This is a genomic window from Leisingera thetidis (genome assembly GCF_025857195.1).
In the GTDB taxonomy this organism is placed as follows: domain Bacteria; phylum Pseudomonadota; class Alphaproteobacteria; order Rhodobacterales; family Rhodobacteraceae; genus Leisingera; species Leisingera thetidis.
In genome coordinates this window covers 25,098-48,535 of the sequence record NZ_CP109794.1, presented here as the reverse complement: position 1 = coordinate 48,535, position 23,438 = coordinate 25,098, and the positions used below count along the sequence as shown (strand labels likewise).

The 23,438-nt window shown below is 68.7% G+C and carries 18 protein-coding genes; 9 read left to right on the top strand and 9 right to left on the bottom strand.

Going from position 1 to position 23,438, the window contains the following annotated elements; genetic code table 11:
- Nucleotides 1-471 precede the first annotated feature (471 nt).
- The gene (locus tag OKQ63_RS26030) at nucleotides 472-1,494 is read left to right on the top strand and encodes a replication initiator protein A (RefSeq protein WP_264214783.1); all 1,023 of its coding nucleotides are present in this window, start codon (nucleotides 472-474) and stop codon (nucleotides 1,492-1,494) included.
- A gap of 381 nt (nucleotides 1,495-1,875) precedes the next feature.
- Here OKQ63_RS26030 and OKQ63_RS26025 read toward each other — a convergent pair whose 3' ends face one another.
- From OKQ63_RS26025 to OKQ63_RS26000, 6 genes are all read right to left on the bottom strand, one after another.
- Nucleotides 1,876-2,091: a hypothetical protein gene (locus OKQ63_RS26025; protein WP_264214782.1), complete on the bottom strand. Its 216-nt coding sequence runs from the start codon at nucleotides 2,089-2,091 to the stop codon at nucleotides 1,876-1,878.
- A gap of 347 nt (nucleotides 2,092-2,438) precedes the next feature.
- Nucleotides 2,439-3,860 carry an HlyD family type I secretion periplasmic adaptor subunit gene (locus tag OKQ63_RS26020; RefSeq protein ID WP_264214781.1) on the bottom strand — a complete coding sequence of 474 codons (1,422 nt, stop codon included), beginning with the start codon at nucleotides 3,858-3,860 and terminating at the stop codon, nucleotides 2,439-2,441.
- Nucleotides 3,857-5,572: a type I secretion system permease/ATPase gene (locus tag OKQ63_RS26015; protein ID WP_264214780.1), complete on the bottom strand. Its 1,716-nt coding sequence runs from the start codon at nucleotides 5,570-5,572 to the stop codon at nucleotides 3,857-3,859. The genes OKQ63_RS26020 and OKQ63_RS26015 overlap by 4 nt, the downstream gene beginning before the upstream one ends.
- 224 nt (nucleotides 5,573-5,796) lie before the next feature.
- Entirely contained in the window at nucleotides 5,797-8,178 is a 2,382-nt protein-coding gene (locus OKQ63_RS26010; protein WP_264214779.1) for a calcium-binding protein, read from the bottom strand.
- A 198-nt stretch (nucleotides 8,179-8,376) separates the two neighbouring features.
- Nucleotides 8,377-9,069, bottom strand: coding sequence for a hypothetical protein (locus tag OKQ63_RS26005; protein ID WP_264214778.1), 693 nt, complete (start codon nucleotides 9,067-9,069; stop codon nucleotides 8,377-8,379).
- Nucleotides 9,066-10,067: a helix-turn-helix transcriptional regulator gene (locus tag OKQ63_RS26000; protein WP_264214777.1), complete on the bottom strand. Its 1,002-nt coding sequence runs from the start codon at nucleotides 10,065-10,067 to the stop codon at nucleotides 9,066-9,068. The genes OKQ63_RS26005 and OKQ63_RS26000 overlap by 4 nt, the downstream gene beginning before the upstream one ends.
- A gap of 776 nt (nucleotides 10,068-10,843) precedes the next feature.
- Between OKQ63_RS26000 and OKQ63_RS25995 the strand changes: the two genes are divergently transcribed.
- Entirely contained in the window at nucleotides 10,844-11,482 is a 639-nt protein-coding gene (locus tag OKQ63_RS25995) for a response regulator transcription factor (RefSeq protein ID WP_264214776.1), read from the top strand.
- Between the two features lie 334 nt (nucleotides 11,483-11,816).
- Here OKQ63_RS25995 and OKQ63_RS25990 read toward each other — a convergent pair whose 3' ends face one another.
- Nucleotides 11,817-13,058, bottom strand: a complete 1,242-nt coding sequence (locus OKQ63_RS25990) for a glycosyltransferase family 4 protein (protein WP_264214775.1) — start codon at nucleotides 13,056-13,058, stop codon at nucleotides 11,817-11,819.
- A 131-nt stretch (nucleotides 13,059-13,189) separates the two neighbouring features.
- Here OKQ63_RS25990 and rfbC point away from each other — a divergent pair, with 131 nt between their 5' ends.
- The 5 genes from rfbC (at nucleotide 13,190) to OKQ63_RS25965 (ending at nucleotide 17,693) form a co-directional block, all read left to right on the top strand.
- Nucleotides 13,190-13,744, top strand: a complete 555-nt coding sequence (rfbC, locus tag OKQ63_RS25985; protein ID WP_264214774.1) for a dTDP-4-dehydrorhamnose 3,5-epimerase — start codon at nucleotides 13,190-13,192, stop codon at nucleotides 13,742-13,744.
- Between the two features lie 3 nt (nucleotides 13,745-13,747).
- A complete protein-coding gene (rfbB, locus tag OKQ63_RS25980; protein ID WP_264214773.1) occupies nucleotides 13,748-14,812 on the top strand; it encodes a dTDP-glucose 4,6-dehydratase in 1,065 nt (354 codons plus the stop codon).
- A 76-nt stretch (nucleotides 14,813-14,888) separates the two neighbouring features.
- Nucleotides 14,889-15,737 carry a dTDP-4-dehydrorhamnose reductase gene (rfbD, locus tag OKQ63_RS25975; protein WP_264214772.1) on the top strand — a complete coding sequence of 283 codons (849 nt, stop codon included), beginning with the start codon at nucleotides 14,889-14,891 and terminating at the stop codon, nucleotides 15,735-15,737.
- Nucleotides 15,734-16,606, top strand: a complete 873-nt coding sequence (gene rfbA / locus OKQ63_RS25970) for a glucose-1-phosphate thymidylyltransferase RfbA (RefSeq protein ID WP_264214771.1) — start codon at nucleotides 15,734-15,736, stop codon at nucleotides 16,604-16,606. Before rfbD ends, rfbA begins: the two co-directional genes overlap by 4 nt.
- Before the next feature lie 187 nt (nucleotides 16,607-16,793).
- The gene (locus OKQ63_RS25965) at nucleotides 16,794-17,693 is read left to right on the top strand and encodes a sulfotransferase (protein ID WP_264214770.1); all 900 of its coding nucleotides are present in this window, start codon (nucleotides 16,794-16,796) and stop codon (nucleotides 17,691-17,693) included.
- Here OKQ63_RS25965 and OKQ63_RS25960 read toward each other — a convergent pair.
- Both OKQ63_RS25960 and OKQ63_RS25955 read right to left on the bottom strand, forming a co-directional pair.
- On the bottom strand, nucleotides 17,681-20,536 hold the full coding sequence (locus OKQ63_RS25960) for a non-ribosomal peptide synthetase (RefSeq protein WP_264214769.1): 2,856 nt from the start codon (nucleotides 20,534-20,536) through the stop codon (nucleotides 17,681-17,683). The genes OKQ63_RS25965 and OKQ63_RS25960 overlap by 13 nt on opposite strands.
- Nucleotides 20,537-20,702: 166 nt before the next feature.
- Nucleotides 20,703-21,821, bottom strand: coding sequence for a polysaccharide biosynthesis/export family protein (locus OKQ63_RS25955; protein WP_264214768.1), 1,119 nt, complete (start codon nucleotides 21,819-21,821; stop codon nucleotides 20,703-20,705).
- Between the two features lie 126 nt (nucleotides 21,822-21,947).
- On the opposite strand from OKQ63_RS25955, the gene OKQ63_RS25950 reads away from it, so the two are divergent.
- Together OKQ63_RS25950 and OKQ63_RS25945 are read left to right on the top strand one after the other, a co-directional pair.
- Nucleotides 21,948-22,796: an NAD-dependent epimerase/dehydratase family protein gene (locus OKQ63_RS25950; protein WP_264214767.1), complete on the top strand. Its 849-nt coding sequence runs from the start codon at nucleotides 21,948-21,950 to the stop codon at nucleotides 22,794-22,796.
- A gap of 19 nt (nucleotides 22,797-22,815) precedes the next feature.
- A complete protein-coding gene (locus OKQ63_RS25945; RefSeq protein WP_264214766.1) occupies nucleotides 22,816-23,427 on the top strand; it encodes a sugar transferase in 612 nt (203 codons plus the stop codon).
- Nucleotides 23,428-23,438: the final 11 nt, after the last annotated feature.

Below are 23,438 nucleotides of genomic sequence, written 5' to 3'. Positions count from 1 at the left end.
GAGGATCTGCCTGCTGTCCTTGGGCCTCGCGGCCCTGCCCGTTGTCTTACTGTTCCGCAGCCTTGATGTGCTGCCTTTTTGCCAGAATACGCAAAAACACGGCACATGGAAGAAAAATGCGCATGCCTTCTGGTTTTTCTAAGAAAATCCGGCGGTTGCGGCAGGGGAAAGCGGCGGGGTTCAGGGCGTGCAAAAAAATCTGCTCTGTTAAATATGGGTTATTTATTAGTTACAGGCGGCAGACGAGTCGCGCAAAGCCCTTTTTTCATGGGGGATCGGGGCGGATTTCCGGAACCCGGCGATTCTGAAACCCCGATGAAACGACTCTGAACCCCCGATAAAGCGATTCCGATCCCCCGTTGCCGGCCGTTGTGGATAACCCTAGGGTGGGCGTAATCAAAACCACGATAAAACGAGTCGCCAGGATCCGCAGAGATCCGGCGGCCGGGACGAGCGGAAACGGGCAGGCAGATGGCAGCAGAGCTGGCAGCGGGAGCGATCCCGCCGGAAGGGCAGGGGGATTTTTTCCTCTGCGACATCTTCGGGGCGATCCCCAAGAACGACCTCGCATCGATGGAGCATCCGCTGTTCTCGCTGGCCACCCGGCCGGACCGGCGCATTCTCAATTACCAGCACAACGGCGCCGAGATCACCGTGACGCCGAGCGTCAAGGGGCTGGCGACGATCCACGACAAGGACATCCTGATCTTCTGCATCAGCCAGCTGATGGCGGCGCTGAATGCCGGGCGGCAGGTCAGCCGGACGCTGCATCTGAAGGCGCATGATCTGATGGTGGCGACCAACCGCGAAACCTCGGGCGATGCCTACCGGCGCCTGCGCGAGGCCTTCGAGCGGCTGGCGGGCACCCGCATCACCACCAATATCGTTACCGGCGGGCAAGAGGTCACCACCGGCTTCGGCCTGATCGAGAAATGGGAGATCGTGCGCAAGGCGCCCAGTCCGAAAAAAGGGGCGGGCAAGATGGTCAGCGTGGCGGTGACGCTCAGCGACTGGCTCTACCGCGCGGTGCTGTCGAAATCGGTGCTGACGCTGAGCCGCGATTACTTCCGGCTGCGCAAACCGCTGGAGCGGCGGATCTACGAGCTGGCGCGCAAGCACTGCGGGCGGCAGAACAGCTGGCAGGTGTCGGTGGAGGTGCTGCTGAAGAAATCCGGCTCCGCCTCGCCGCGCCGGGTGTTCCGCAAGATGATCCGCGGCATGATTCAAAACCAGCCGCTGCCGGATTACGCGCTGGAGGAACTGGACGGCGACGTGATCCGCTTTTCCCAGAAGGCGGCGGTCACCGAGGCGGCGCTGAACGCGCCCTCCCTGAAGCCGGAAACGCTGGAGCAGGCGCGGGCGCTGGTCCCCGGCGCCGATGCCTATGCGCTGGAAGCGGAGTGGCGCGCCATGTGGCTGCGCACCGGCAGCCCGCGGCTCCGGATGCCCGACGCGGCCTTCCTCGGCTGGGTCCGGAAACGCGCCGCAGGCTAGCGGGCGCCTGCGCCCCGGGCCGGCCGACGGAATTGAGTATTTAAGACCAGAAAGAAGCGGCGGGCTTCCCTGTCATCTTGCCAAAGGGCTCCGTCCGTTCGACAGCGAAACCGTCCCCCGGACGGTTTCCAGGAAGCTTTCTCACCCCTCTCCAAAAAGGTCAGCATGGTTGACCAAATGTTTCGCGCGCGAAACATTTGGTCCGGACCGGACCTATTCCGGGGCGGGGAAAAGACGGGGGGGAGAGTGAGAGAGCGCGCGCGCGGGCCCCGGCTTCAGTCCTCGGGGGGGAGGAGGGGGAGGCGGGATCTGAAGCCGGGGCTGCGGCAGGCCGGATTGCGGAGGGGCGGTGCCGGCCGGGGAAATCAGGGCGGCGCGGGATCAGCCGAAGTAGGGGCGGGGCGAGTAATAGGCCAGCTGCGGTTCCGCGCTCAGGCGCTCGCGCTGTTCCAGCGCCCACTGGCAGGCGGTGCAGCCCAGCACCCCGGCCACCGGGTAGATCAGGGCCAGCACCAGCAGCGGCAGGCCGAGGAGAAAGCCCGCGGCCACGGCTGCCAGGCTTGCGGTAACGCCGGTGAGGGTGCTGATCAGGGTCATGGGTCTGTCTCCTGCTGTCTGTCTGTGTCTGTCTGTGTGCTGGGATCTTTCTAGCATGGCGGGCGCGGCGGCGCTGCTGCACCAAAGGATAGGACGGGGGTGCTGAGGGCTATCCGCTGCCTGCCAAGGGTGAGCGCCGCCCCTGCTCCGGGGCAGGGGCGGCGGCCGAAAGCGGCCGAAAGCGGCAGGCAAACGGGCCGGCCAGCGGCACGGGGCAGCGGCACGGGGCGGCGGAACAGGCGGGGGCGGAAACCAACAGGCCCGCCTCAGCCTTGCGGCTGAAGCGGGCCCGGACAGGCTGCGGCCCTCCCCCCTGGGCCGCGGCCTTCCTGACTGCGGCTGTCCCTCTAGCCGCTGCCTTCCTTCAGCGCCTGCGACATGCTGGAGAGCACCGGGCTGATCAGGTAGTCGGCCAGGGTCTGGCGGCCGGTTTCGATCATCGCCTGGGCCGGCATGCCGGGCAGCGCCTTGACATTGGGCAGCGCCGCCAGCTCGTTGTCCTTGATGCGGATATGCACCGGGTAATAGGAGCGGCCGGTCAGCTGGTCGATGCTGCTGCCCGCCGCCACCATCACCACTTCGCCCTGCACCGGCGGGGTGGAGCGGAAGCTGTAGGCGGTCAATTGCACCCGCGCCTGGCTGCCTTCGGCAACCTCGTCGATATCCTCGACCGCCACCCGTGTTTCCACCAGCAGCCCAGCCCCTTCGGGCATCAGCTCGAGGATGGTCTGGCCGGGGTCCACCACCTGGCCCAGGGTGTTGATGCTGAGCCCGACCACCCGGCCGGCGCGCGGCGCCCGGATGATCTGGCGCTCGGCGATATCCAGAGCCGCGTCGAGGCGCTGGCGCAGATCGAGGATCTGCTCCTGCACCTGCTGGCTTTCGGCGGCGATCCGTGCCGCCCGGTCGCGGCCGGCCTGCAGCCGCCGCTCTTCCATCTCGCCGATCCGCTCCAGCACATTGCCGCGGTCGCTTTCCAGCGTGCCCAGGGTGCCCAGCAGGCCGCTCTGCTGCATCTGCCGCTGGCTGATGCGGGTCTTCGGCACCAGCCCCTTTTCAAAAAGCCCGGTCAGATCCGCCAGTTCGCCCTGCACCAGCGCCAGCTGCTCCTCGGTGGCCTGGATCCGGGCATCGCGGCCCTTGAGCTGATCCTCGAGCTGGCTGACGCGGGTGCGGATGATGTCCATCTGGCCCTGGTACAGCGCCCGGTTGGAGGCCAGCAGGTCGTGCTGCACCGCCACCAGCTGCGCCAGGTCCGGCGCCCGGCCGGTGAGCCGCTCCAGTTCCGGCCCCGGCTGCAGCGTCTCGGTGTCCTTGCGTTCCGCTTCCAGCCGCGCCTGCTGCGCCAGCAGGCTGGCCAGCTGGCCGTTCAGGATCGCCAGCTGCGCCTGCACCCGGCGGCCGTCGAGCCGGGCGACCACCTGGCCCTCGGCGACGCGGTCGCCCTCGGCCACCTTGAGCTCGCGCAGGATGCCGCCCTCGAAATGCTGCACCGCCAGCCGGTCGCCGGCCACGTTGAAGGCGCCCGGCGCCACCACCGCGCTGGTCAGCTCGGCCTTGGTGGCCCAGAACACCAGGCCGCCGAACAGCCCGAAGCCGCAGACCGCCAGCCACAGCACCAGCTGGCGCACCCGGGTCGGCGGGTGCTTGGGCAGCGGCACCTCCTGGCCGCTGCCGGCCGGCATCAGATCGCGGAAGCCGCCCCGGGACACCGTCCCGGCCGGGGTTTGCGGCGCCGGGCTGCGGCGCTCCTGTTCCACCAGACTCATGCGCTTTCTCCTTCAGTCCGGGGCGCATCGGCGCCCTTGCCGGCGGGGCCGCCGTCCGCGTTGCGGTGGCGGAACGGGGCGATCTTGGGATCGTCCTGATGCGCCTGGGCCTGGCTCCGGGCCAGCGGCTGCGCCGCCGCCTCGATCACCTGGCGGGCCTCGCCGAAGCGGGCGATGCGGCCGTCCTGCAACAGCGCCGCATGGCTGACCCGGCGCAGCAGGCTGAGCCGGTGGGTCACCGCCACCACCGCGGCGCCGCGGGCGCAGGCCTCTTCGATGGCGCAGGCCAGCGCCTCCTCGCCCTCGGGGTCGAGATTGGCGTTGGGCTCGTCCAGCACGATCAGCTTGCGGTCGCCGAAGAAGGCGCGCGCCAGGCCGATGCGCTGGCGCTGGCCGGCCGACAGGAACTCGCCGCGCGGGCCGACCTCGGCGTTGTAGCCGCCGGGCAGCGACAGGATCATCCCGTGCACCTGCGCCAGCTTGGCCGCCGCCACCACATCGGAGGGGCGGGCGTCCGGGTCCATCAGCGCGATGTTCTCCGCCACCGTGCCCTGGAACAGCTCGACCCGCTGCGGCAGGAAGCCGATGTGCTGGCCGATCTGCGCCGGGTCCCAGTCGGTGAGCGCGGCATCGTCGATGCGGATATGGCCGCGCGCCAGCGGCTGCAGCCCGGCCAGCGCATGGGCCAATGTGGTCTTGCCGGCGCCGGAGGGGCCGATCAGCCCCAGCGACTGCCCCGGCTTCAGCGCCAGGGTGATGTCCAGCAAAAGCGGATCGGCGCGTCCCGGCAGCACCACGGTGGCGTTTTCCACCGACAGCCGGCCTTCCGGCTCGGGCAGGGCCAGCCGCTCCGGGGCGGCGCCCATATGGGCGAGGAATTCATTCAGCCGGCCGTGCGCGGCGCGCGCCTTGAGGAAGCCGCGCCAGCCGGCGATCGACTGCTCCACCGGCGCCGCGGCGCGGCCCAGGAGGATCGAGGCGGCGATCATCAGCCCCGGCGTCAGCTGGTTGTTGATCACCAGCACCACGCCGGTGCCCAGCACCGCGATCTGCAGCCCCATCCGCACCGCCTTGGCCAGCGAGGTCATCAGCGCCACCCGGTCGGTGGCCAATGTGTTGAACACCAGCGCCGAGAACGCCTTGAGCTGCCAGCGCGCGATCAGCGGCGCGGTCTTGCCCATGGCGTGGATCAGGCCTGCGTTGTTCATCATTTCCGCCACCGCGGCATTGGTCTCGGCGGCCTGGCGGCCGGCCGTGTCCATCGGCCCCCGGGCCAGCAGCTCGCTGAGCAGGCCAAGGCTGAACAGCAGCACCAGGCCGACCAGCGCCACCGCGCCGAGCACCGGGCTGAACAGGAAGATCAGCGCCAGGAAGATCAGCGACCAGGGCGCGTCCAGCAGCGCCAGGAACAGCGGGCTGGTGACAAAGCCGCGCAGCTCCTGGATGTCGCGGATCGGTTCGGCGCGGGCCAGGGCGGCGGGGCGGCGGCCGCTGATCATGCCCTCCAGCACCAGCGGGCTGAGCCGCGCCTCGAGCCGCGATCCGAGCCGCGCCACCAGGCGCTGGCGGATCATGTCGAAGAGAAAGAAGAACACCAGCGCAAGGGCTGCGCCGGTGGTCAGAGCAATCAGAGTGGGAATGCTGCCCGAGGCCATGACCCGGGCAAACAGTTGCAGCATGTAGAGCGGCGCTGTCAGGACAAGGAGGTTCACAAAGATGCTTGCTGTGAAGATGGCGGCAAGCACCCCCCGTTGGCCGTCAAATACCCGTCTTACCTTCATTGTCGTAGCCCCCCGGCTGCACGAATTGAAGTTATATAATCTGGAGAACAGCGCCCTGGTCCAAGGATGCAATCCTTGGCCGGGGACCAAATCGCTGTCCTGAACCAGGGCTGGACGGGCCCGGGGTCAACCCCCGGGCCCGCCGTTCCTATGGCTCAGACAGTGTGACCCCAGATGTTGTCGAAGCTGTCATCAAAGCCGGTGTCGGATGCCAGCACGCGGATCGCCTCGTAGGAGCCCGCATCGCCGGTGGTCACCGCGTTGATGCCAACGCCGCCGAGCGGATTGGCGTCCTGGCCAAGCGAGCTGAAGTAGCTCTCGTTGTTGGTCAGGCCGAGGATCTTCACCGTGGCGCCGCCCGCCGAGATGTGGGTGTCGGTGCCATCATCGGTGACGGTTGCGCCGCCGTTTTCATTGAGCTCCTCGAAAGCGTCCTGCGCCGAGGTGCCCTTGCCGTCGCCGACATTGGTGACACGGAACAGCAGCACGTCGTGGTCCTGGTCGATGTCGAAGTCCAGGATCTTGTCGGTGCCATCGTTGGACGAGAAGCTGGTGCCGTCCCATTTCAGGTCGATGATGAAGACATCCTTGCCATCGCCGCCCTTCAGGGTGTCATTGCCTTCGCCGCCCTTCAGGAAGTCGTTGCCGTTGCCTTTGCCGCCGAACAGCGTGTCATTGCCTTCGCCGCCATCCAGGAAGTCATCGCCCTTGCCGCCGTCGAGGTAGTCATTGTCCGCCTCGCCGTAGAGGCAGTCGCGGCCGTTGTTGCCGAACAGCGTGTCATAGCCGTCGCCGCCTTCCAGGACGTCATCGCCGCCGTTGCCTTTCAGCTTGTCGTTGTCGTCATTGCCGTCGAGGAAGTCATTGCCGCCATTGCCGCAGAGCGTGTCTTCGCCGTTGCCGCCCTTCAGCACGTCATTGTCGCGGCCGCCGGAAAGCTTGTCGTCGTCCTCGCCGCCCAGCAGGGTGTCTTCGCCGTTGCCGCCATACAGCCGGTCATCGCCGTCTTCGCCCTTCAGCAGGTCGTCCTGGTCGCCGCCCTTGAGGGTGTCGTCGCCGGTGCCGCCGAACAGCTTGTCGTCGCCGCCCTCGCCGTGCAGGCAGTCGTCATCCGCATCGCCGTACAGCGTGTCGTCGCCGTGGCCGCCTTTGAGGATGTCGTCGCCGTCGCCGCCATGGCCATGGTCGTCGCCGCGGCCGCCGATGATGACGTCATTGCCGCCTTCGCCGAACATGGTGTCGTCGCCGGAGCCGCCGCGGATCCGGTCATTGCCGTCCGGGCCCTCGTCGATCGGGGTGTAGCAGTCCGGGCAGTCGACCTCCTTCAGGCCGTCTTCCATTTCGGCATGGGCCTGGACCGAGGGCTGCTCGTCGTCGTCGCAGCAATCCCAGTCGATGTCGAAGTCGTGAGCAGGATCGTATTTGCCGCCTTCGACCCCCAGGTTGCTGCCATGGTCGCCGAAGATCAGGTCGCCCTGGGCGCCGCCTTCCAGCACGTCGTTGTTGGAGCCGCCGCGCAGGGTGTCCTGGCCGGCGCCGCCGTTGACGTCATCGGCGCCTGCGCCGCCGTCCATCAGGTCGTCGCCGCGGCCGCCCTGCATCAGGTCGTGGTCGGCTTCACCGAACATGGTGTCATTGCCGCCCTGGCCGTCCATGGTGTCGTTGCCGTCGCCGCCCAGCATGCAGTCGTCGCCGTCGACCTGCTCGGTCTTGTTGCCGGTGCCGTTGTCGGCGCCGAAGTCGAGGTCGTCATTCTGCGACTGGCGCTCGTCGCCGAACATCTCGTCGTCGCCAATGCCGCCGATCACCAGGTCGTCGCCGAGGCCGCCGGCCATGCGGTCGTTGCCCTGCTGGCCGTGCATGCGGTCATTGCCGTCGCGGCCGTACATGGTGTCGTTGTTGTTGGAGTGGTCGTAGTCGTTGTCGCCGTTCAGATCGCTCTGGCCGGCATCGCCCCACATCCAGTCGTCGCCGCCTTCGCCGTCCATGCAGTCGTTGCCGTCTTCGCCGTACATGTAGTCGCCGGCGTCGCCGTCTTCATAGCTGTAGTCGCGGTCGGCATCATCGCCGAACAGCTGGTCGTCGCCGGTGCCGCCGAAGATGGTGTCGGAATCCGCGCCGCCCAGGATGGTGTCATCGCCGCCTTCGCCGTCGATGTAATCGCAGCCTTCCTCGCCGTCGATCCAGTCGCCCTCGTCGTAATGCGCGGTTTCCGGGTCGTTCCAGCCGCCGAAGATGGTGTCATTGCCGGTGCCGCCTTCGATCAGGTCCTCGCCGCCCTGGCCTTCGATGTAATCCTGGCCTTCCTCGCCGAACAGGCGGTTGTTGCGCTGGTTGCCGTAGATCGCGTCATCGCCGGCCCCGGCCGAGGCGTTGTCGCCGGCGTCGTGATCGTTCAGGTTGATCACATTGCCGTCGGTGCCGCCCCACTCGGTGGTGTCGTCATTGTAGTCCGGGTCGAACTTGTTGTCGCTGAACCGGATGTCGCATGTCGGATCGCAGACTTCCCAGTCCGGATTCTGGTCTTGGATACCCATGGTGAATTTCCTCCTCGTTAACTGTCCGGGGCTGGGCAGCGGGCTGCTGCCCGGGTCCGTGCCCCCGCCACTGCCGCGGCCCCGGTAAACTGCTTTGGGGCCGTCTGGCGCAAAAAAGGCGTCGTGGTGCCTTCTGGGTTGTATTGCAGCGCATCCGCGCTGCTGCCGATGCCCCCAAATGGGGACAAAATAGGTGTTTCAGAAGCCGGGCAGCTGCCAGCCGGTGCGGTTTGCGGCCGCGGCGGCGGCGGCCTGGCCGGCCTCCTGCAGCGGCGCGTGCCACCAGGCGCCGGCCGCCAGCGCCGCCGCCGCCAGCAGCAGCGCCGCCAGCAGCCCGCGCCAGCGGCGGCGCGGCGGCGGCGCGGCCTGCGCCAGCGCCTCCGCCACCGCCGCCTTCAGCACCGGTTCGAATTCGATCCTGAGCGCCCCCTCCATCCGGTTCACCGCCGCCTCCAGCACATCGATGCGGGCGGTCAGCGCGGCGCGGTCGGCGGCGGCCTTCTGCGCCGCCTGCGCGCCCAGCCCCTCATTGAGGGTGGTGAACATCTCGGCGAGGCGCTTGTGCAGCGCCACCAGGTCGGCCTGCGCCGCCAGCGGCGCGCCGCCGGGGCCGCCCTGGCGCAGCGCCGCGGCGATCTGCGCCAGCACCGCCGCACTCAGCCGCGGCGGCCGGGACGGGGTGTCCGGCCCGCCCTGTCCGGCATCCTGTCCGGCATCCTGGCCGGCATCCTGCCCGGCGGCATCCGGTCCGGCCTGCCCGGCCTGCCCGGCGGGCGCCTGCGCGGAGCGGTCCGGTGCGGAACGCTCCGGTGCGGTCCGGTTCTGTCCGGCGGGGCTGCCGGCCGGGGCGGGCGGGCCCTGCACCGGGGCCTCAAGCGACAGCGTGTTCATGACGCCCTCCCCAATGAGGCCTGCCAGGTCAGCCGCTGCGCCATCTCGGCGCGGCCCGCCGACTGCAGCTTGGCCAGCACCCGCTTGGCGTAGGTGTTGAAGGTCTGCTCCTTGAGGCCGGCGATATGCGCCGCCTCGCGGTTGGTCAGCCCCAGCTGGATCAGCGCCGCCACCCGCGCCTCGGAAGGCGACAGCCCCATCTTCTGGGCCAGCATCTCGATGCGGCGGCGGTCGGGCTGGCGCGGCAGGATCGCCACCACCAGCGGCATCTCGGCGCCGGCGCAGCGGTAGCGGGTCAGCGACACCGGCAGCCGCATGCCGCTGTGGCGGTCCTCCAGGAACAGGATCAGCTCGCGCGGGCCGCGGGCGCTGCCGCGGCGGCTGCGGGCGCATTCCGCCACCGCCGCGTAGAAGCCGGCGGTCTCGCCCGGGCTGGCGCAGCTGAGGCGGCCGCCGCCGTCGCTGAGCAGATCGCCGCCATCGAGCATGTCGCGCCCCGATTCATTGCAATGCAGCAGGGTGCCCTCGCCGTCGAGCACCAGCACCGCAGAATCGGTCTTCTTGGAAATGGTCCACAACAGCGCGCTGGTCACCGCCGCCTGGGTCTCGCCGGCCAGCTCGCGCAGGGCATCCTCGCGCAGCACCGGCCAGATCGCCTGCAGGATGTCGCCGCAATGGGCGTCATGCGGGCCGTCTTCCAGCCGCAGCGCGATCAGATCCTCGCTGCCGTCCTCGAAGCTGCAGGAAAACAGGGTCCAGCCGCGGCCTGCCGCCAGCTCCGCCGCCAGCGCCGCCGCCGGCTCCGGCTGCCGCGGCAGCTGCGCCGCCAGCGCCCGGGCCGCCGCGCCCCCCGCGCGGCGCAGGCTGAAGCCCTTGGCCGCGCCGGGCTGCAGCTGCCGCCGCAGCGCCGCGGCGGCGGCATCCGGGCAGGGTTCGCCCAGGCCCGCGGCGCTGGTCAGCACCGGGGCGCGGCGGTGCCCCGGCTGCACCAGGGCCATCTGTGTCAGAGAAGCGATTTGCCTTTGAAGAGACCTCGAAAACAACAACCTGCCCGTTTGCGAAACGGACGCACTCAACATAACCATGTTGCCCCCCGGCATGACATAATGAATGCCTTGAAGGTAGCACAGCGCCCGGAACGGCAAACCGGGCAGAGGGGGTACGCCTAAGGCCGGGCCGGCAGCGGCGGGCCGGCCGCCGGGCACGGCAAAATACCACCATGGGGGTAGCCGCTTGGGGCAGGGCGGGCGAATCGAAGAAACCCACGGTTGTTTGCTTGAAAGATAAAATCTCTTAAAATTGTAAGAACCGGCTTGGAAACACAGCGTTTCCCCAATGGGGACAATGCCAACGGGGTAAGAGCCCCGGGGCAGATCGTGTGGAAAAACAGCCGGATAAGGCGGCATCCGGGGCGGAGGGCGCAGGCGGCCAGCCAAAAAGCGCTGCTCCATGAGGGGAAGTTTCTTAACAAGAACGGCTGGATTCGCTACGGTTTATCCACAGCAATGCGCATCAGAAGTGTTTTGGACGCCCGTCTGCGTTGCCCGGCCCAGGATGTTTTTTCCGGGCATGTTCTGTTTTTACCACGATCCGGAAACGGCGGTGCGCAAGCGCCGCCGGGGCCAGCACGGCAGCAGGCGGGGGAGTATGTTCCAGGGAGCGGCGGCGCATTGCAGCAAAGGCAGCCTGCGGGGGTGGGCTGGCCGCAAAAGCGCGCTCCTGGGGGACGGGCCGGATGCAGGATCCGGCAATGTTGCGAGTAAAGGAGTTATTGATGCCTGTTCACGTTGTGGGGGAAAGCAGGCTTCTCAGGGACATGTTTCTGACCATCTGTGAAGCACATGATTACGAGACCGGGCACTGCTGCGGCAGCCTGGCGGAATTGCCGCCTTTGCCCGCGCAGGACCTGGTCCTGTTCTACAGCCATGACACCGGAACCGCGCTGGAGGAGGACCTCGGCGCGTTCCGGGCCGCCAATGACGCGCCGCAGCTGATCCTGATCACCGGCGATCACTGCCCGGCCGCCACCCAGGCCGCCCTCAGCCAGTATGCCGAGGCGGTGATCCCGGAGCGCAAATCGGCGGGGGCGCTGATTGCCGCGCTGCAGGTGGTGCAGGACGGCTACCGCATTGTGCTGCCGGACACCGCATCCGGCGCGATGACGGTGCAGCCGCTGCCCGCACCGCGCGCGCCGCAGCGCAACGGGCACGGGCTGTCGGAGCGCGAGCAGCTGATCCTGGCCAAGCTGACCGAAGGCGCCACCAACAAGAGCATCGCCAATGAGCTGGGCATCTGCGAAGCCACGGTGAAGGTGCATCTGCGCACCTGCTTCCGCAAGATCGGCGCCAAGAACCGCACCCAGGCCGCGCTTTGGGCCTCCGAGCAGCTGCCGCCGCAGGCGCAGCGCCACTGAGCGGGCCGGCCGTGCGGCCGCAGCCACCCGACAGGCGCCCGGCCTCCGGGCCTGGCGCTGCTTGCCGGATGCGGGCGGGGCCGGGGCCCGCCGCATCCGGCCGGTGGCCCGGATGCTGTCCGGAACGGCCGCGGCGGCGGGGCGGCCGCCGGACGCCATGAACCCCGCCCCGGCCGGAGCCTGCGCTGCCGCATCTGCGGCCGGGGGGCTTCCCCGCATCTGCGGCCAGGGTTTTCGTCTCCGCGCCTCCGGCCAGGGTTTTAGTCTCCGTGCCTCCGGCCAGAGCGTTATTCTCCGTGCCTCCGGCCAGAGCGTTATTCTCCGTGCCTCCGGCTCAGATCTTAATTCTCCGTGCCTCCGGCACGAGGGCATTGATCTCGGCGATATGCTCCGGCAGGCAGCGGCTCAGGAAATCGTATTTCTCCACCACATGGGCGCGGGCCGCGGGGCCGATATGGGCATAGCCGCCGGGGTTCGCCAGCACGTCGGCCACCTGGTCGGCAAGCGCCCCGGGGCTGAAGAAATCCACCAGCAGCCCGGTCCGGCCATGGCGGACCGCCTCGCGCACCGGCGCCACATCGGCGGCCACCACGGTGGCCTGCATCGCCATCGCCTCCAACAGCGACCAGCTCAGCACAAACGGCATCGTGAGGTAAATGTGGCAGCGGCTGATCTGGATGATCCGGGTGAGGTCGGCGTAAGGCACCTTGCCGAGGAAATGCACCCGGCTCCAGTCGACGCTGCTGCCCAGCTCCTCTTCCATCTCGCCGCGCAAGCCCCCGGGGTGCTGGCTTTCGGCGCCATAGGAGGTCTCGTTGCCGCCGATCATCAGGATGCGGGCGTTCGGGCGCTGCGCCTGGATCCGCGGCAGCGCCCGCATCATGATGTGGAAGCCGCGGGCGCGCTCCATGTTGCGGGCAATGTAGGTGACCACCTCGTCGGCGCGGCTGAGCGGGCGCTCCAGCCGCCCGAGGCTCACCGTGGCGGCGGGATCCGGCCCCAGCCTGTCGGTGCGGATGCCGTCATGGCAGAGATACATCCGGTCATGGAAGCTGGCCGGGAAGCGGTCGCGCTGCCAGGCGGTGGGCACATGGCCCCGGTCGGCCAGCTCGATGCTGGCATAAGGCACCGAATTGCGCGCCTCGGCAAAGAAATAGGCCTGGTCGTTGGGCGGGTTCTCCCGGTCGAAGCCGACCAGCCCGCCCTCCGTGCGGTAGAAATACTCGAAAAAGCCGATGACCGGGACGCCGGGGTAGGGGTCCTTCATGAACAAGAGCTCGCCCCAGCCGGTGTGGCCGATGATGATATCGGGGGTAAAGCCCGCGTCCCGCAGCTGCCGCGCCGCCAGCGCCGCGCCGAGGCCCGCGCCGGCCGCCGCCTCCCAGTCCTTGGAGAGGCCGAAGGCATCCTTTTCCGGGGTGCGGAAGGGCTTGTAGACAATCGTTTGGATCCCCTCCAGCTGCACGCCGCCGCGCTGGGTCAGAAAGACGATCTCATGGCCGCCCTGCGCCGCCAGCCAGGGCGCCAGCTCGCGGTACTGGCCGGGCATGTTCTGATGCACAAACAAAATCTTCATGGACACATGCTTGCCGGGCAGCGCGGCCGGATGCAAGCGCGGGCCGCAGCAGAGCGCCGGGCTGTTGCCCTGCCGCCAGCCCGGGGCTAGGTGTGGGCAAACGGAATGACCCCAAGGGCGGGACGGGTGCGATGCAGATAGACGAGACGGGACTGCCGGGACTGAAGGTGCTGACGCCGGCACGGTTCGGCGATGCGCGCGGCTTCTTCAGCGAGAGCTGGAGCAAGCGGCGGCTGGAAGAGCACGGCATCGCGCTGGACTTCGTGCAGGACAACCACTCGCTGTCGCGCGAGGCGGGCACCCTGCGGGGGCTGCATTTCCAGGCGCCGCCGCATGCCCAGGACAAGCTGGTGCGCTGCGGCCAGGGCGCCCTGTTCGATGTGGCGGTGGATATCCGCAAGGGCTCGCCCTCTTACGGCCAGTGGTTCGGCATCGAGCTCACGGCGGAGAACGGCAAGCAGCTCCTGGTGCCCAAGGGCTTCCTGCACGGCTTCATCACACGGGTGCCGGACACCGAGGTGATCTACAAATGCACCGATTATTATGCGCCCGATTGCGACGGCGCGGTGGCCTGGGACAGCTGCGGCATCGGCTGGGGCTTCGGCGGCACGCCGCTGCTGAGCGAAAAGGACGCCGCGGCGCCGCGGCTGGCCGATTTCGGCAGCCCGTTTGCGTGGGAGGGATAAGGCATGAAACTGCTGATCACGGGCGGCGCGGGCTTCATCGGCTCGGCGGTGGTGCGGCTGGCGGTGGCGCGCGGCCATCAGGTGGTGAACCTCGATGCGCTGACCTATGCCGCGTGTCTCGCAAATGTGGCGGAGGCGGCAGAGAGCCCGGATTACGCATTCGAGCAGGCCGACATCCGCGACCGCGCCGCCTTGGACGCTGTTTTTGCGCGCCATGAACCGGACGCGGTGATGCATCTGGCCGCCGAGAGCCACGTCGACCGCTCGATCGACGGGCCGGGCGATTTCATCGAGACCAATATCACCGGCACCTTCAACATGCTCGAAGCCGCGCGCAAGTATTGGGTGCAGGCGGGGCGGCCGGAGGCGTTCCGCTTCCACCACATCTCCACCGACGAGGTCTACGGCAGCCTGCCCGCCGACCCCGCGGCGATGTTCACCGAAGACACCGCATATGATCCGCGCTCGCCCTATTCGGCCTCCAAGGCCGCCAGCGACCACCTGGTGCGGGCCTGGCACGAGACCTATGGCTTGCCGGTGGTGCTGACCAACTGCTCCAACAACTACGGCCCCTATCATTTCCCGGAGAAGCTGATTCCGGTGGTGATCCTCAATGCGCTGGCCGGAAAGCCGCTGCCGGTCTACGGCGACGGCTCCAACGTGCGCGACTGGCTCTATGTCGAGGACCACGCCGATGCGCTCCTGCTGGTGGTGCAAAAGGGCGCGCTGGGGCGGTCTTATAACATCGGCGGCGAGAACGAGCGCACGAACCTGGAGCTGGTCGGGACCTTATGTGAAATCCTGGATGCCAAGCGCCCCCGCGAAGACGGCAAGTCCTACAAGGACCAGATCACATTCGTGACCGACCGCCCGGGCCATGACGCGCGCTATGCGATCGATCCCTCCCGCATCCGCGACGAGCTGGGCTGGCGGCCCTCGGTCACGGTCGAGGAAGGGCTGGAGCGCACCGTGCAATGGTATCTGGACAACGAGAGCTGGTGGCGCGCCCTGCAGGACCGCGACGGTGTCGGCCGGCGGCTGGGCACCGGCAAGGGTGCGGGGACGTGACGTCAGATAAGCCGCAGAGGGCAGTCCCCGGCCGCGGGTGGGGGGGCCGCGGGGCGGAACAGCTTGGAGAGCGCATATGATCCTCGTATTCGGCAAGACCGGCCAGCTGGCGCGGGAACTGGCGGCGCATGACGGCGTCACCTGCCTGGGCCGGGACCAGGCGGATCTGGGCGATCCCGGCGCTTGCGCCGCGGCCATCCGCGAGGCAGAGCCGCAGGCGGTGATCAACGCCGCCGCCTACACGGCCGTCGACAAGGCGGAAGAAGAAGAGGCGCTGGCAAACGTGATCAACGGCGCCGCCCCCGGTGCGATGGCGGCGGCCTGCGCGGAACTGGGCATCCCCTTTGTCACCGTCTCCACCGATTACGTCTTTGACGGCAGCGGCACGGCACCCTGGCAGCCCGGTGACGCCGCCGCCCCGCTGAACGCCTATGGCCGCTCCAAGCTGGCAGGCGAGAAGATGGTGCGCGCGGCGGGCGGCGCCTATGCCATTCTGCGCACCTCCTGGGTGGTCTCGGCGCACGGGCATAACTTCGTGAAAACCATGCTGCGCCTCGGAAAAGAGCGGGAGCGGCTGACCATTGTAGCCGACCAGATCGGCGCCCCGACCCCGGCGCGCGACATTGCCGGTGCCTGCCTGGAGATGGCGCGGCAGCTGATTGCGGATCCCGGAAAATCCGGGCTGTATCATCTGGCAGGCGCGCCGCAGACCAGCTGGGCGGGCTTTGCCCGGGAGATTTTCAGGCAGGCCGGAATTGCCTGCGCGGTGGAGGATATTCCAACATCCGCCTATCCAACGCCTGCGGCGCGGCCGCTGAATTCCAGGCTTGATTGCTCTGCATTAGAGTCTGTTTTCGGGCTCCCGCAGCCGGACTGGCGGCTGGGCCTGGATGACATTTTGAAGGATTTGGGAGAAGTGGCATGACGGCAAGGAAAGGCATCATCCTGGCAGGCGGCTCGGGCACCCGGCTCTACCCGATCACCATGGCGGTCTCCAAGCAGCTGCTGCCGCTCTATGACAAGCCGATGATCTACTATCCGCTCAGCGTGCTGATGCTGGCGGGCATCCGCGAGATCTGCGTGATCACCACGCCGCAGGACCAGGAGCAGTTCATCCGCCTTTTGGGCGACGGCAGCCAATGGGGGATTTCGCTCTCTTACGTGGTGCAGCCCTCGCCCGATGGCCTCGCGCAGGCCTTCATCCTGGCCGAGGAGTTCCTGGCGGGCGCGCCTGCGGCGCTGGTGCTGGGCGACAACATCTTCTTCGGCCACGGGTTGCCGGAACTGCTGGCCGCCGCAGACGGGCAGGCATCGGGCGGCACCGTCTTCGGCTATCACGTGGCCGATCCGGAACGCTATGGCGTGGTGGCGTTTGACGCCGATGGCAAGGCTCGGGAGATCATCGAGAAACCCCCCGTTCCGCCGTCGAACTACGCGGTGACGGGCTTGTATTTCCTCGATGGCTCGGCGCCGGAGCGGGCGCGCGCCGTGCAGCCTTCCCCCCGCGGCGAGCTGGAGATCACCGACCTGCTGCAAAGCTACCTGAATGAGGGCGCCTTGCGGGTCGAGACCATGGGCCGCGGCTATGCCTGGCTCGATACCGGCACCCACGGCTCGCTGCTGGATGCGGGCAATTTCGTGCGCACCCTGCAGGAGCGCCAGGGCCTGCAGACCGGCTGCCCGGAAGAGATCGCCTATGAGGCGGGCTGGATCGATGACGCGCAGCTGCAGCGCCAGGCGGATAAATTCGCCAAGAACGCCTATGGCGCCTATCTGGAAGGGCTGCTGCGCTAGGCCAGCATTCACCATAATACGGATTATGCCAGGACCCTGGCCGGGCACAGAACAGGCTGGCACGGGCCGGCATCTTTGCGTAGAACACGAGGCTGCAGACCCCCGGCTGCGCCCCCTTCCGGGGCTGCGATTGATCCGGAAAATCTTTGCCGCTAGGGTCGCAAAGCCAAGTTTGAGAGAGATGAATATGACAGCGGAAGTGCTCTATATCGGCGGCTCCGGGCGGACCGGCTCCACCTTCTTGTCCATGCTGCTGGCGCAGAACGGGGACACCTGCAATATCGGCCAGATCCGCGACCTGCCTGCGGCCATCCGCCGGGAAGCGGACTGCAGCTGCCAGCGGCCGCTCGCCCAGTGCAGCTTCTGGTCGCAGGTGACGCGGAAGCTGGCAAAGCCGCGGGCGCTGCCCAGGCTGGCCAAGGGGTATTCCGCCTTCAAGGAGGATGCCCGCGGCAACCACGAATGGAACAACGCCGGGCTGCAGGCCCGGCTGCGCGCGGATCACGCCGCCTATCTTGCGGGCCTTTCGGAGCTTTACGGCGCCGCTTCCGAAGCGGCCGGCGGGCGGATGCTGATCGACAGCTCCAAATCCCCGGAACAGGCCTATGCGCTGAGCCTGACCGGCACCGTCACCCTGTATACGCTCAACCTGGTGCGCGACCCGCGGGCGGTGGCGGTGAGCTGGTCCAAGCGCCAGTCCGACATCAAGCGGCTGCGCGGCCAGAGCCGGGAATGGCGGCTGCGCCAGAAGCTGTTTTCCCGCATCGGCGCCGCCGCCCCGGAGCGCTTCAAGCTGCTGCGCTACGAGGATCTGACCGCCGCCCCCCGCGACACCATCCGGGAGATCCTGGCCTGGGCCGGGCGGGACAGCTCAACCGCCAATTTCACCAGCGGGTCGGAGGCCAAGGTGTCCTGGGACGACCTGCACCTGTTCCCGCCGGCCAATGAAGGGGTGCTGAAGGCGCGCGCCGAAGACATCACCATCAAGGCCGCCGACAGCTGGAAAGATGCCCGGCACGCCGATCTCCACCGGATGGCGGAAGAGATCACCTTTCCGGCGGCGGAGCGCTACGGCTACACGCTCTGAGCCATGATCCGGTCGACCAGCTGGGCAGAGAATTTCTCTCTGCCCTGCCACCAGTTGACATGGTTCTTGTCGAGGAAGTCATCGGCCGCCAGCTCAAACGCCTGATCGTCGATGATGGTGAGGCCCAGCTCGGCGCCCAGTTCCTGCAGCAGCACGGCGTAGAGATCGCTCTCCTGCGCCGCCCGCTCCGCCCCGAGCGAGGGGTGGTTGAGCGGGTGGATGGCCACGGCCAGATGGTCTGACACCTCTGCCAGCGCCCGCACCCCGCGCAGCCAGGTCAGGACGGCGCTGTCGTCAACCGCCACCTGGCCCAGGAACATGTCGCGGATTTCCGCGTTGCGCCGCTTCATCCAGTCCGGTTCCGCCGGGGCCGCCGCTGCCGTGCCGCGCGGGCTCAGGGTGCCGCGGGTTTCCAGCGTCCAGAGGCTGTCGCCGCCGCCGCCGGCGGCCGGCGCCTTGATCCGGCCGGCCAGATAGTCCTGCACGATTTCCAGATCCCCGGCCGGCGGCAGCACGCTGAGGTGCATCGGGTCCAGTTCCGCCACCCCCCAGTGCAGCCGCTTGCCGGCTGCCTTCAGGGTGTCGCGGGTGAATTCGCAAAGCTGGGCAATGCCTTCCACGCTCAGCGCGCCGATGCCTGCATTGGCGGCACAGATCTCCAGCCCGTGCGCCGCCGCGCGGGCTTCGATGTCCTGGCTGGAAATGCCGCGCAGGAAGCCGGAGGAGCCGGCAAACAGCGCCAGCGGCTTGTCCGCGGCGCGGACCAGCGCGGGAAAGGTCTCGATGAAATTGATCGCCCGCTGGCCGCGCACGTGCAGATCCGCCCCGGTTTTCCCCCCGGCTTTTCCCTTGCCGGCTTTCCGGCCGCCGGTCTTGATGCCTGCGGCGGCGGCGGCGCCGTTGAGGTCAAGCCCCCGGGCCTTGCGCAGCGCCTTCTTGCCGCCGCCCGTCTTGCCGCCGGCCTTCTTGCGTCCGGCCGCCGCCAGCAGCGCCTTGTTCTGTTTGCGCCGCTCGGCCAGCAGCCGGGCGATTTTCCTCAGCGGCAGGTAGGACAGCGCGCTGACGCCCTGCTGGTCCAGCTCCAGCCCGAAGGCCTTTTCCAGCTCCACCGTGAAGGTGACAAAGCCGAGACTGTCGAGCCCGGCGTCCATCAGGTTGCCGGCCGACAGGATGTCCTCCGCCGCGATCGCCGGGTTGATCTTCCGGATCATCGCGATCAGCTTGCGGCGCCGCTTCTCGCCCCGGCGCCCGGGCCCGTCCCCGCCGCTGCCCTGCTCCAGCGCGGCGGCCAGCAGCGCGCCCGCCGCGCCGCGGTCGATCTTGCCCGAGGCATTGCGCGGGAACTGCGCAAAGGACATCAGCCGCGACGGGGTCATGTAGTCCGGCAGCGTTTCCGCCGCCGCCGCCAGCAGCGCCTTCTCATCGCCGCTGTAGCCTTCGATGGCGGCGGCCAGCGCGGTCGGGTTCGGCGCGTTCAGCGGCAGCGGCACGGCGATGGCGTTGTGCCCGTTGCTGGCGGCGCGCAGCCGGGCCTCGATCTCGCCCAGCTCGACCCGGTAGCCGCGGATCTTGATCTGGTTGTCGATCCGGCCGATGAACTGGATTTGCCCGTCCGGCCCGGCCTTCACCCGGTCGCCGGTGCGGTAGTAGAGCTTGCCGTCCGCCGGCCGCCGGACAAAGGCGGCGGCGGTCTTTTCCGGGTCGTTGAGATAGCCATCGGCAACCTGCGGGCCGCTGACCAGCAACTCGCCGGACTCGCCTTCGGCCACCGGGGCCAGGCCCTCGCCGGCGATCAGCGTCTCCATGCCGGGAAAGGCGGCGCCGATCGGCACCAGGCCGGCCTGCCCGGCGGCCTTGCCGCCGGCCGGGATCCGGTACCAGGTGCAGGAAATCGTCGCCTCGGTCGGCCCGTACCAGTTCTCGACCCGCTGGCCGGTGGCCTTGGCCCAGGCCTCGGCCAGATCGCCGGGCAGCGCCTCGCCGCAGAACAGCGACAGCCGCAGACCCGCCAGCGCGCCGGGCTGCAGCGCGCCCTGCAGCAGCATCTTCTGACCCAGCGTCGGCACCGAGAACCAGCAGGTCAGCTGATGGGCGCGGACATATTCCGCCGGGTTCTCGAGGTCTGCGGCAGAGGGCACCACCAGATGCGCGCCGGCCCGCCAGGCCACAAACATGTCATGCACCGACAGATCGAAGGTCAGATCGAAATTCTGGCTGAGCCGGTCGCCGGGGCCGTAATCCGTCATCGCAAAGACGGCGTCGAGATAGGCCTGCAGGTTCGCATGCCGGATCGCCACCCCCTTGGGCACCCCGGTGCTGCCGGACGTGAACAGCACATAGGCATAGGCATTGTCGCGGCGCGCTTCGGGCAGCGGCCCGGCACTGCCCGCCGCCAGCATGTCCGCGCCCAGCTCCAGCCGCTGCGCCGCGGTGCCGGCCGCCTCCAGAATGGCGGCGGCAACGGCGCCATCGGCGGGCCGGTGGGCCAGGAAGGCGGCGCCGGAGCGGGCCAGGATCGCGGCATTGCGCTCGGCCGGGAATTTCGGGTTCAGCGGCACATAGGCGCAGCCGCGCAGCAGCGCCCCCAGGACCGCCGCATAGCTGGCCAGCCCGCGGTGGGCATAAAAGGCGACCACCGGCTGCTGGCCTTCGGCCTCGCGGGCGGCAACCGCCGCCGCCACCGCCTGGGCCGCGGTGCGCAGTTCCGCATAGGTGTAGCTGCGGCCCTCCACCGTCAAGGCCGGCGCGTCGGGCCGTTCCGCTGCCGCCTGCAGAAAATCCATGCCGGCGCGCCAGCCGGTTTGGGAAGCGGCAGGAGAAATGACGTCCGAAGCCTGGTCCATCTGAGGTCCCTTTTCAAAGCGGTAGGCACTAAAGCAATCGGGGATTTCCTAGCGCGCAGGGGGGCTTTGAGCAACCGGGGATTGGCCCCGGCCGCCGTCAGCCGCCCGGGGCGGCCGGGCACGCCCGGAACCGCCCGGATTCAGGCCGGTTTCCGGGCGGGGCGGATCAGTCGATCACCCCCGCCCGGCTGAACACGCCGAAGAAATTGCCGAAGATGTTGGAGATGGTCAGCACGTCGTTGACCGGCGATTCCGTGGCCATCACCAGATCGCCCGGGTTGATCTGGAACTGGCGCGCCGAGAACAGCCCGTCGGCGGAGGTGAGGTCGAGCGAGAACACCACCCGCTGCTGGCGCGGCCCGCGCACGCCGGGCGCCACCGCGCCGGCCGGGTATTCGCGCAGGATCAAAAGCCCTTTGGGATCCGCCTTGCCGTCCTGGAAGCCGCCCGCCACCGACATCGCATCCATCGCCGACATCTCGTCCTTGGTGAAGATGTGCAGATCCTCCTCGCCGGTGGCGCCGAAGGAGAGGAAATAGCGCTCGTCCTCCTCGACGAACACCCGGTCGCCGCCGCGCAAGAGGGTGTCGAGGCGGGGATTGTTCAACAGATTGTCCACCGAGGTGCCATAGATGCTGCGGCCGCGCACCAGCCGGATCTGCGGGTTGTTGAGGGTGGCGCTGATGCCGCCGCCGGCCGAGATCAGCCCCATCACCGTGTAGTTGCGGTCCGGCATCGGATAGGTGCCGGGGGTTGCGACGCCGGAGACCAGGTCGACCGAATTGCCGCGCCCCTCGGCCATCGCCAGCTGCACCTGGGCCGACGGCACCACCGGCTCCAGCGCCTGCTGCAGCCGGGCCCGGGCCAGGTCCGGGGTCAGCCCGTTGACGTTCACATCGCCCACATAAGGCATGAAGATGGCGCCGTTGGCGGCCACCTTCATGTCCTGCAGCTGCACCATCTTCTGGCCCGCCGAGGTCAGCAGCGAATTGTCGTTGCTGTCCCAGATGCTCAACGACAGCTGGTCGCCGGGCTGGATGATCTGGGTCTTGGCGCCCTGATGGGCGGGCAGCCAGCTGAGCCGCTCCTGCTTGCCGGTCGGCGGCCAGGCCGCCACCGCCGGCAGCAGCGCCCGGTTCACCCGGTAGAGCGCGAAATCGGCATCCGCCTCGCCTGATTCCTTCAGGATCTCCTCGCTGGCGGGGGCGCCGCCGGGCAGGCGGGAACAGGCAGCGGGCAGAAGGATCAGGCCGGCAGCGGCCAGCCAGGGAAGAAGTTTCAGCATCGGATGCCTGTCATTGAAGCGCTCTGGGGTCCGCCGCGGCGTCTGTCCGGGGGAACCGCTTTGATTTTTGTCCGGGCAAAGGATACTGGGCTGGGGCAGAGGGTTCAACAGGAACGGGCAGCAGAGATGGCGAATCCCGCCGCAATGGTTCTGGGCGCAACAGGGCGGATCGGGCGGCTGCTGCAGCTGGTCCCGCCGGACGGGCTGCGGCTGCGGCTGCAGGCGCGGCGGGCGCAGGCCGGTCCCGGCAGCTGGCACGTCTTCGATCCGCTGGCGGAGCCGGCGGCGCTGGCGCGGGCCGCGGAGGGCACGGCGGCGGTTCTCTGCCTGGCCGGGCCGGTGCCGGGCAGAAGCGGCGCAGACATGGCAGACCATATCCGCCTCGGCGAAGCGGCGGTGCGGGCGGCGGCGGCGGCCGGCGCCCGGGTGCTGCTGGCCTCCTCGGCGGCGGTCTACGGCGCCCGGGGCGGCCTGCTGGCAGAGGACGCGGCACTGCAGCCCGCCAATGCCTATGGCGCCGCCAAGGCGGAGATGGAGGCGCGCGCGGCGGCGCTGGGGGCGGCGCTGGGCGTGCCGGTCTGCGCCCTGCGGATCGGCAATATCGCCGGGCTGGATGCCATTCTCGGCGGCTGGCGGGAGGGCTTTGCGCTGGACCGTTTCGCCGATGGCGCTACCCCCCGGCGCAGCTATATCGGCGTGCAGACCCTGGCCCGGGTGCTGGGCGCCCTGCTGGCCGCGCCGGCGCTGCCGCCGGTGCTGAATGTGGCGCAGCCGGGCCCGGTGGCGATGGGCGCGCTTCTGCAGGCGGCGGGCCTGCCCTTTGCCACCCGCCCGGCCCCGGCGGCGGCAATCCCGCAGGTGGCGCTGGACGTTGCCCGCCTGCAGGCGCTGCTGCCGGCGCCGCTGGCAGCGGCCGATCCGGCAGAGATGGCGGCGGAATGGGCCTTGTTAGAGCCTGATATGGCGGGCAGATAAACGTGGAGCACACATCACTATGACCTGGCGCAAACGGCTGTTCGACCTGTTCTTTGCCACCCTGCTGATCCTGCTGCTGGGCCCTGTCCTGCTGCTCTTGATGGCCTGGCTGCTGTGGAAGGAGGGGCGGCCCTTGTTCTATGTGGCCGAGCGGATGAAGGCGCCCGGCCAGCCCTTTGCCTTGTGGAAGCTGAGGACGATGACGGTGGCGGAGAGCGACGCCGGGGTCTCGGGCGGCGACAAATCGGCCCGCATCACCCGCACCGGCGCCTGGCTGCGCTCGAAACGGCTGGATGAGTTCCCGCAGCTGTGGAACATCCTCAGGGGCGACATTTCCTTTGTCGGGCCGCGCCCGCCCCTGCGCCAGTATGTCGAGGCGCACCCGGCGCTTTATGCCCGGGTGCTGCAATCGCGCCCCGGCGTCACCGGGCTGGCCTCGATCACCTATCACAAGCATGAGGCGGCGCTGCTGGCGCGCTGCGGCAGCCCGGAAGAAACCGACGCGGTCTATTCCCGCCTCTGCGTGCCGGTGAAGGCGCGGCTGGACCTGATCTACCAGCGCCATCAGAGCATGTGCTTCGATTTCGACATCGTGTTCCAGACCATCGGCAACATCTTCCGGCGGGGCTAGCCCCGCCGGGC

Bases quoted from the DNA above. Each gene is read 5' to 3' on its own strand.
- OKQ63_RS26030 (WP_264214783.1), top strand. From the start codon at position 472: ATGGCAGCAGAGCTGGCAGCGGGAGCGATCCCGCCGGAAGGGCAGGGG.
- OKQ63_RS26025 (WP_264214782.1), bottom strand. From the start codon at position 2,091: ATGACCCTGATCAGCACCCTCACCGGCGTTACCGCAAGCCTGGCAGCC.
- OKQ63_RS26020 (WP_264214781.1), bottom strand. From the start codon at position 3,860: ATGAGTCTGGTGGAACAGGAGCGCCGCAGCCCGGCGCCGCAAACCCCG.
- OKQ63_RS26010 (WP_264214779.1), bottom strand. From the start codon at position 8,178: ATGGGTATCCAAGACCAGAATCCGGACTGGGAAGTCTGCGATCCGACA.
- OKQ63_RS26005 (WP_264214778.1), bottom strand. From the start codon at position 9,069: ATGAACACGCTGTCGCTTGAGGCCCCGGTGCAGGGCCCGCCCGCCCCG.
- OKQ63_RS26000 (WP_264214777.1), bottom strand. From the start codon at position 10,067: ATGGCCCTGGTGCAGCCGGGGCACCGCCGCGCCCCGGTGCTGACCAGC.
- OKQ63_RS25995 (WP_264214776.1), top strand. From the start codon at position 10,844: ATGCCTGTTCACGTTGTGGGGGAAAGCAGGCTTCTCAGGGACATGTTT.
- OKQ63_RS25990 (WP_264214775.1), bottom strand. From the start codon at position 13,058: ATGAAGATTTTGTTTGTGCATCAGAACATGCCCGGCCAGTACCGCGAG.
- rfbC (WP_264214774.1), top strand. From the start codon at position 13,190: ATGCAGATAGACGAGACGGGACTGCCGGGACTGAAGGTGCTGACGCCG.
- rfbB (WP_264214773.1), top strand. From the start codon at position 13,748: ATGAAACTGCTGATCACGGGCGGCGCGGGCTTCATCGGCTCGGCGGTG.
- rfbD (WP_264214772.1), top strand. From the start codon at position 14,889: ATGATCCTCGTATTCGGCAAGACCGGCCAGCTGGCGCGGGAACTGGCG.
- rfbA (WP_264214771.1), top strand. From the start codon at position 15,734: ATGACGGCAAGGAAAGGCATCATCCTGGCAGGCGGCTCGGGCACCCGG.
- OKQ63_RS25965 (WP_264214770.1), top strand. From the start codon at position 16,794: ATGACAGCGGAAGTGCTCTATATCGGCGGCTCCGGGCGGACCGGCTCC.
- OKQ63_RS25960 (WP_264214769.1), bottom strand. From the start codon at position 20,536: ATGGACCAGGCTTCGGACGTCATTTCTCCTGCCGCTTCCCAAACCGGC.
- OKQ63_RS25955 (WP_264214768.1), bottom strand. From the start codon at position 21,821: ATGCTGAAACTTCTTCCCTGGCTGGCCGCTGCCGGCCTGATCCTTCTG.
- OKQ63_RS25950 (WP_264214767.1), top strand. From the start codon at position 21,948: ATGGCGAATCCCGCCGCAATGGTTCTGGGCGCAACAGGGCGGATCGGG.
- OKQ63_RS25945 (WP_264214766.1), top strand. From the start codon at position 22,816: ATGACCTGGCGCAAACGGCTGTTCGACCTGTTCTTTGCCACCCTGCTG.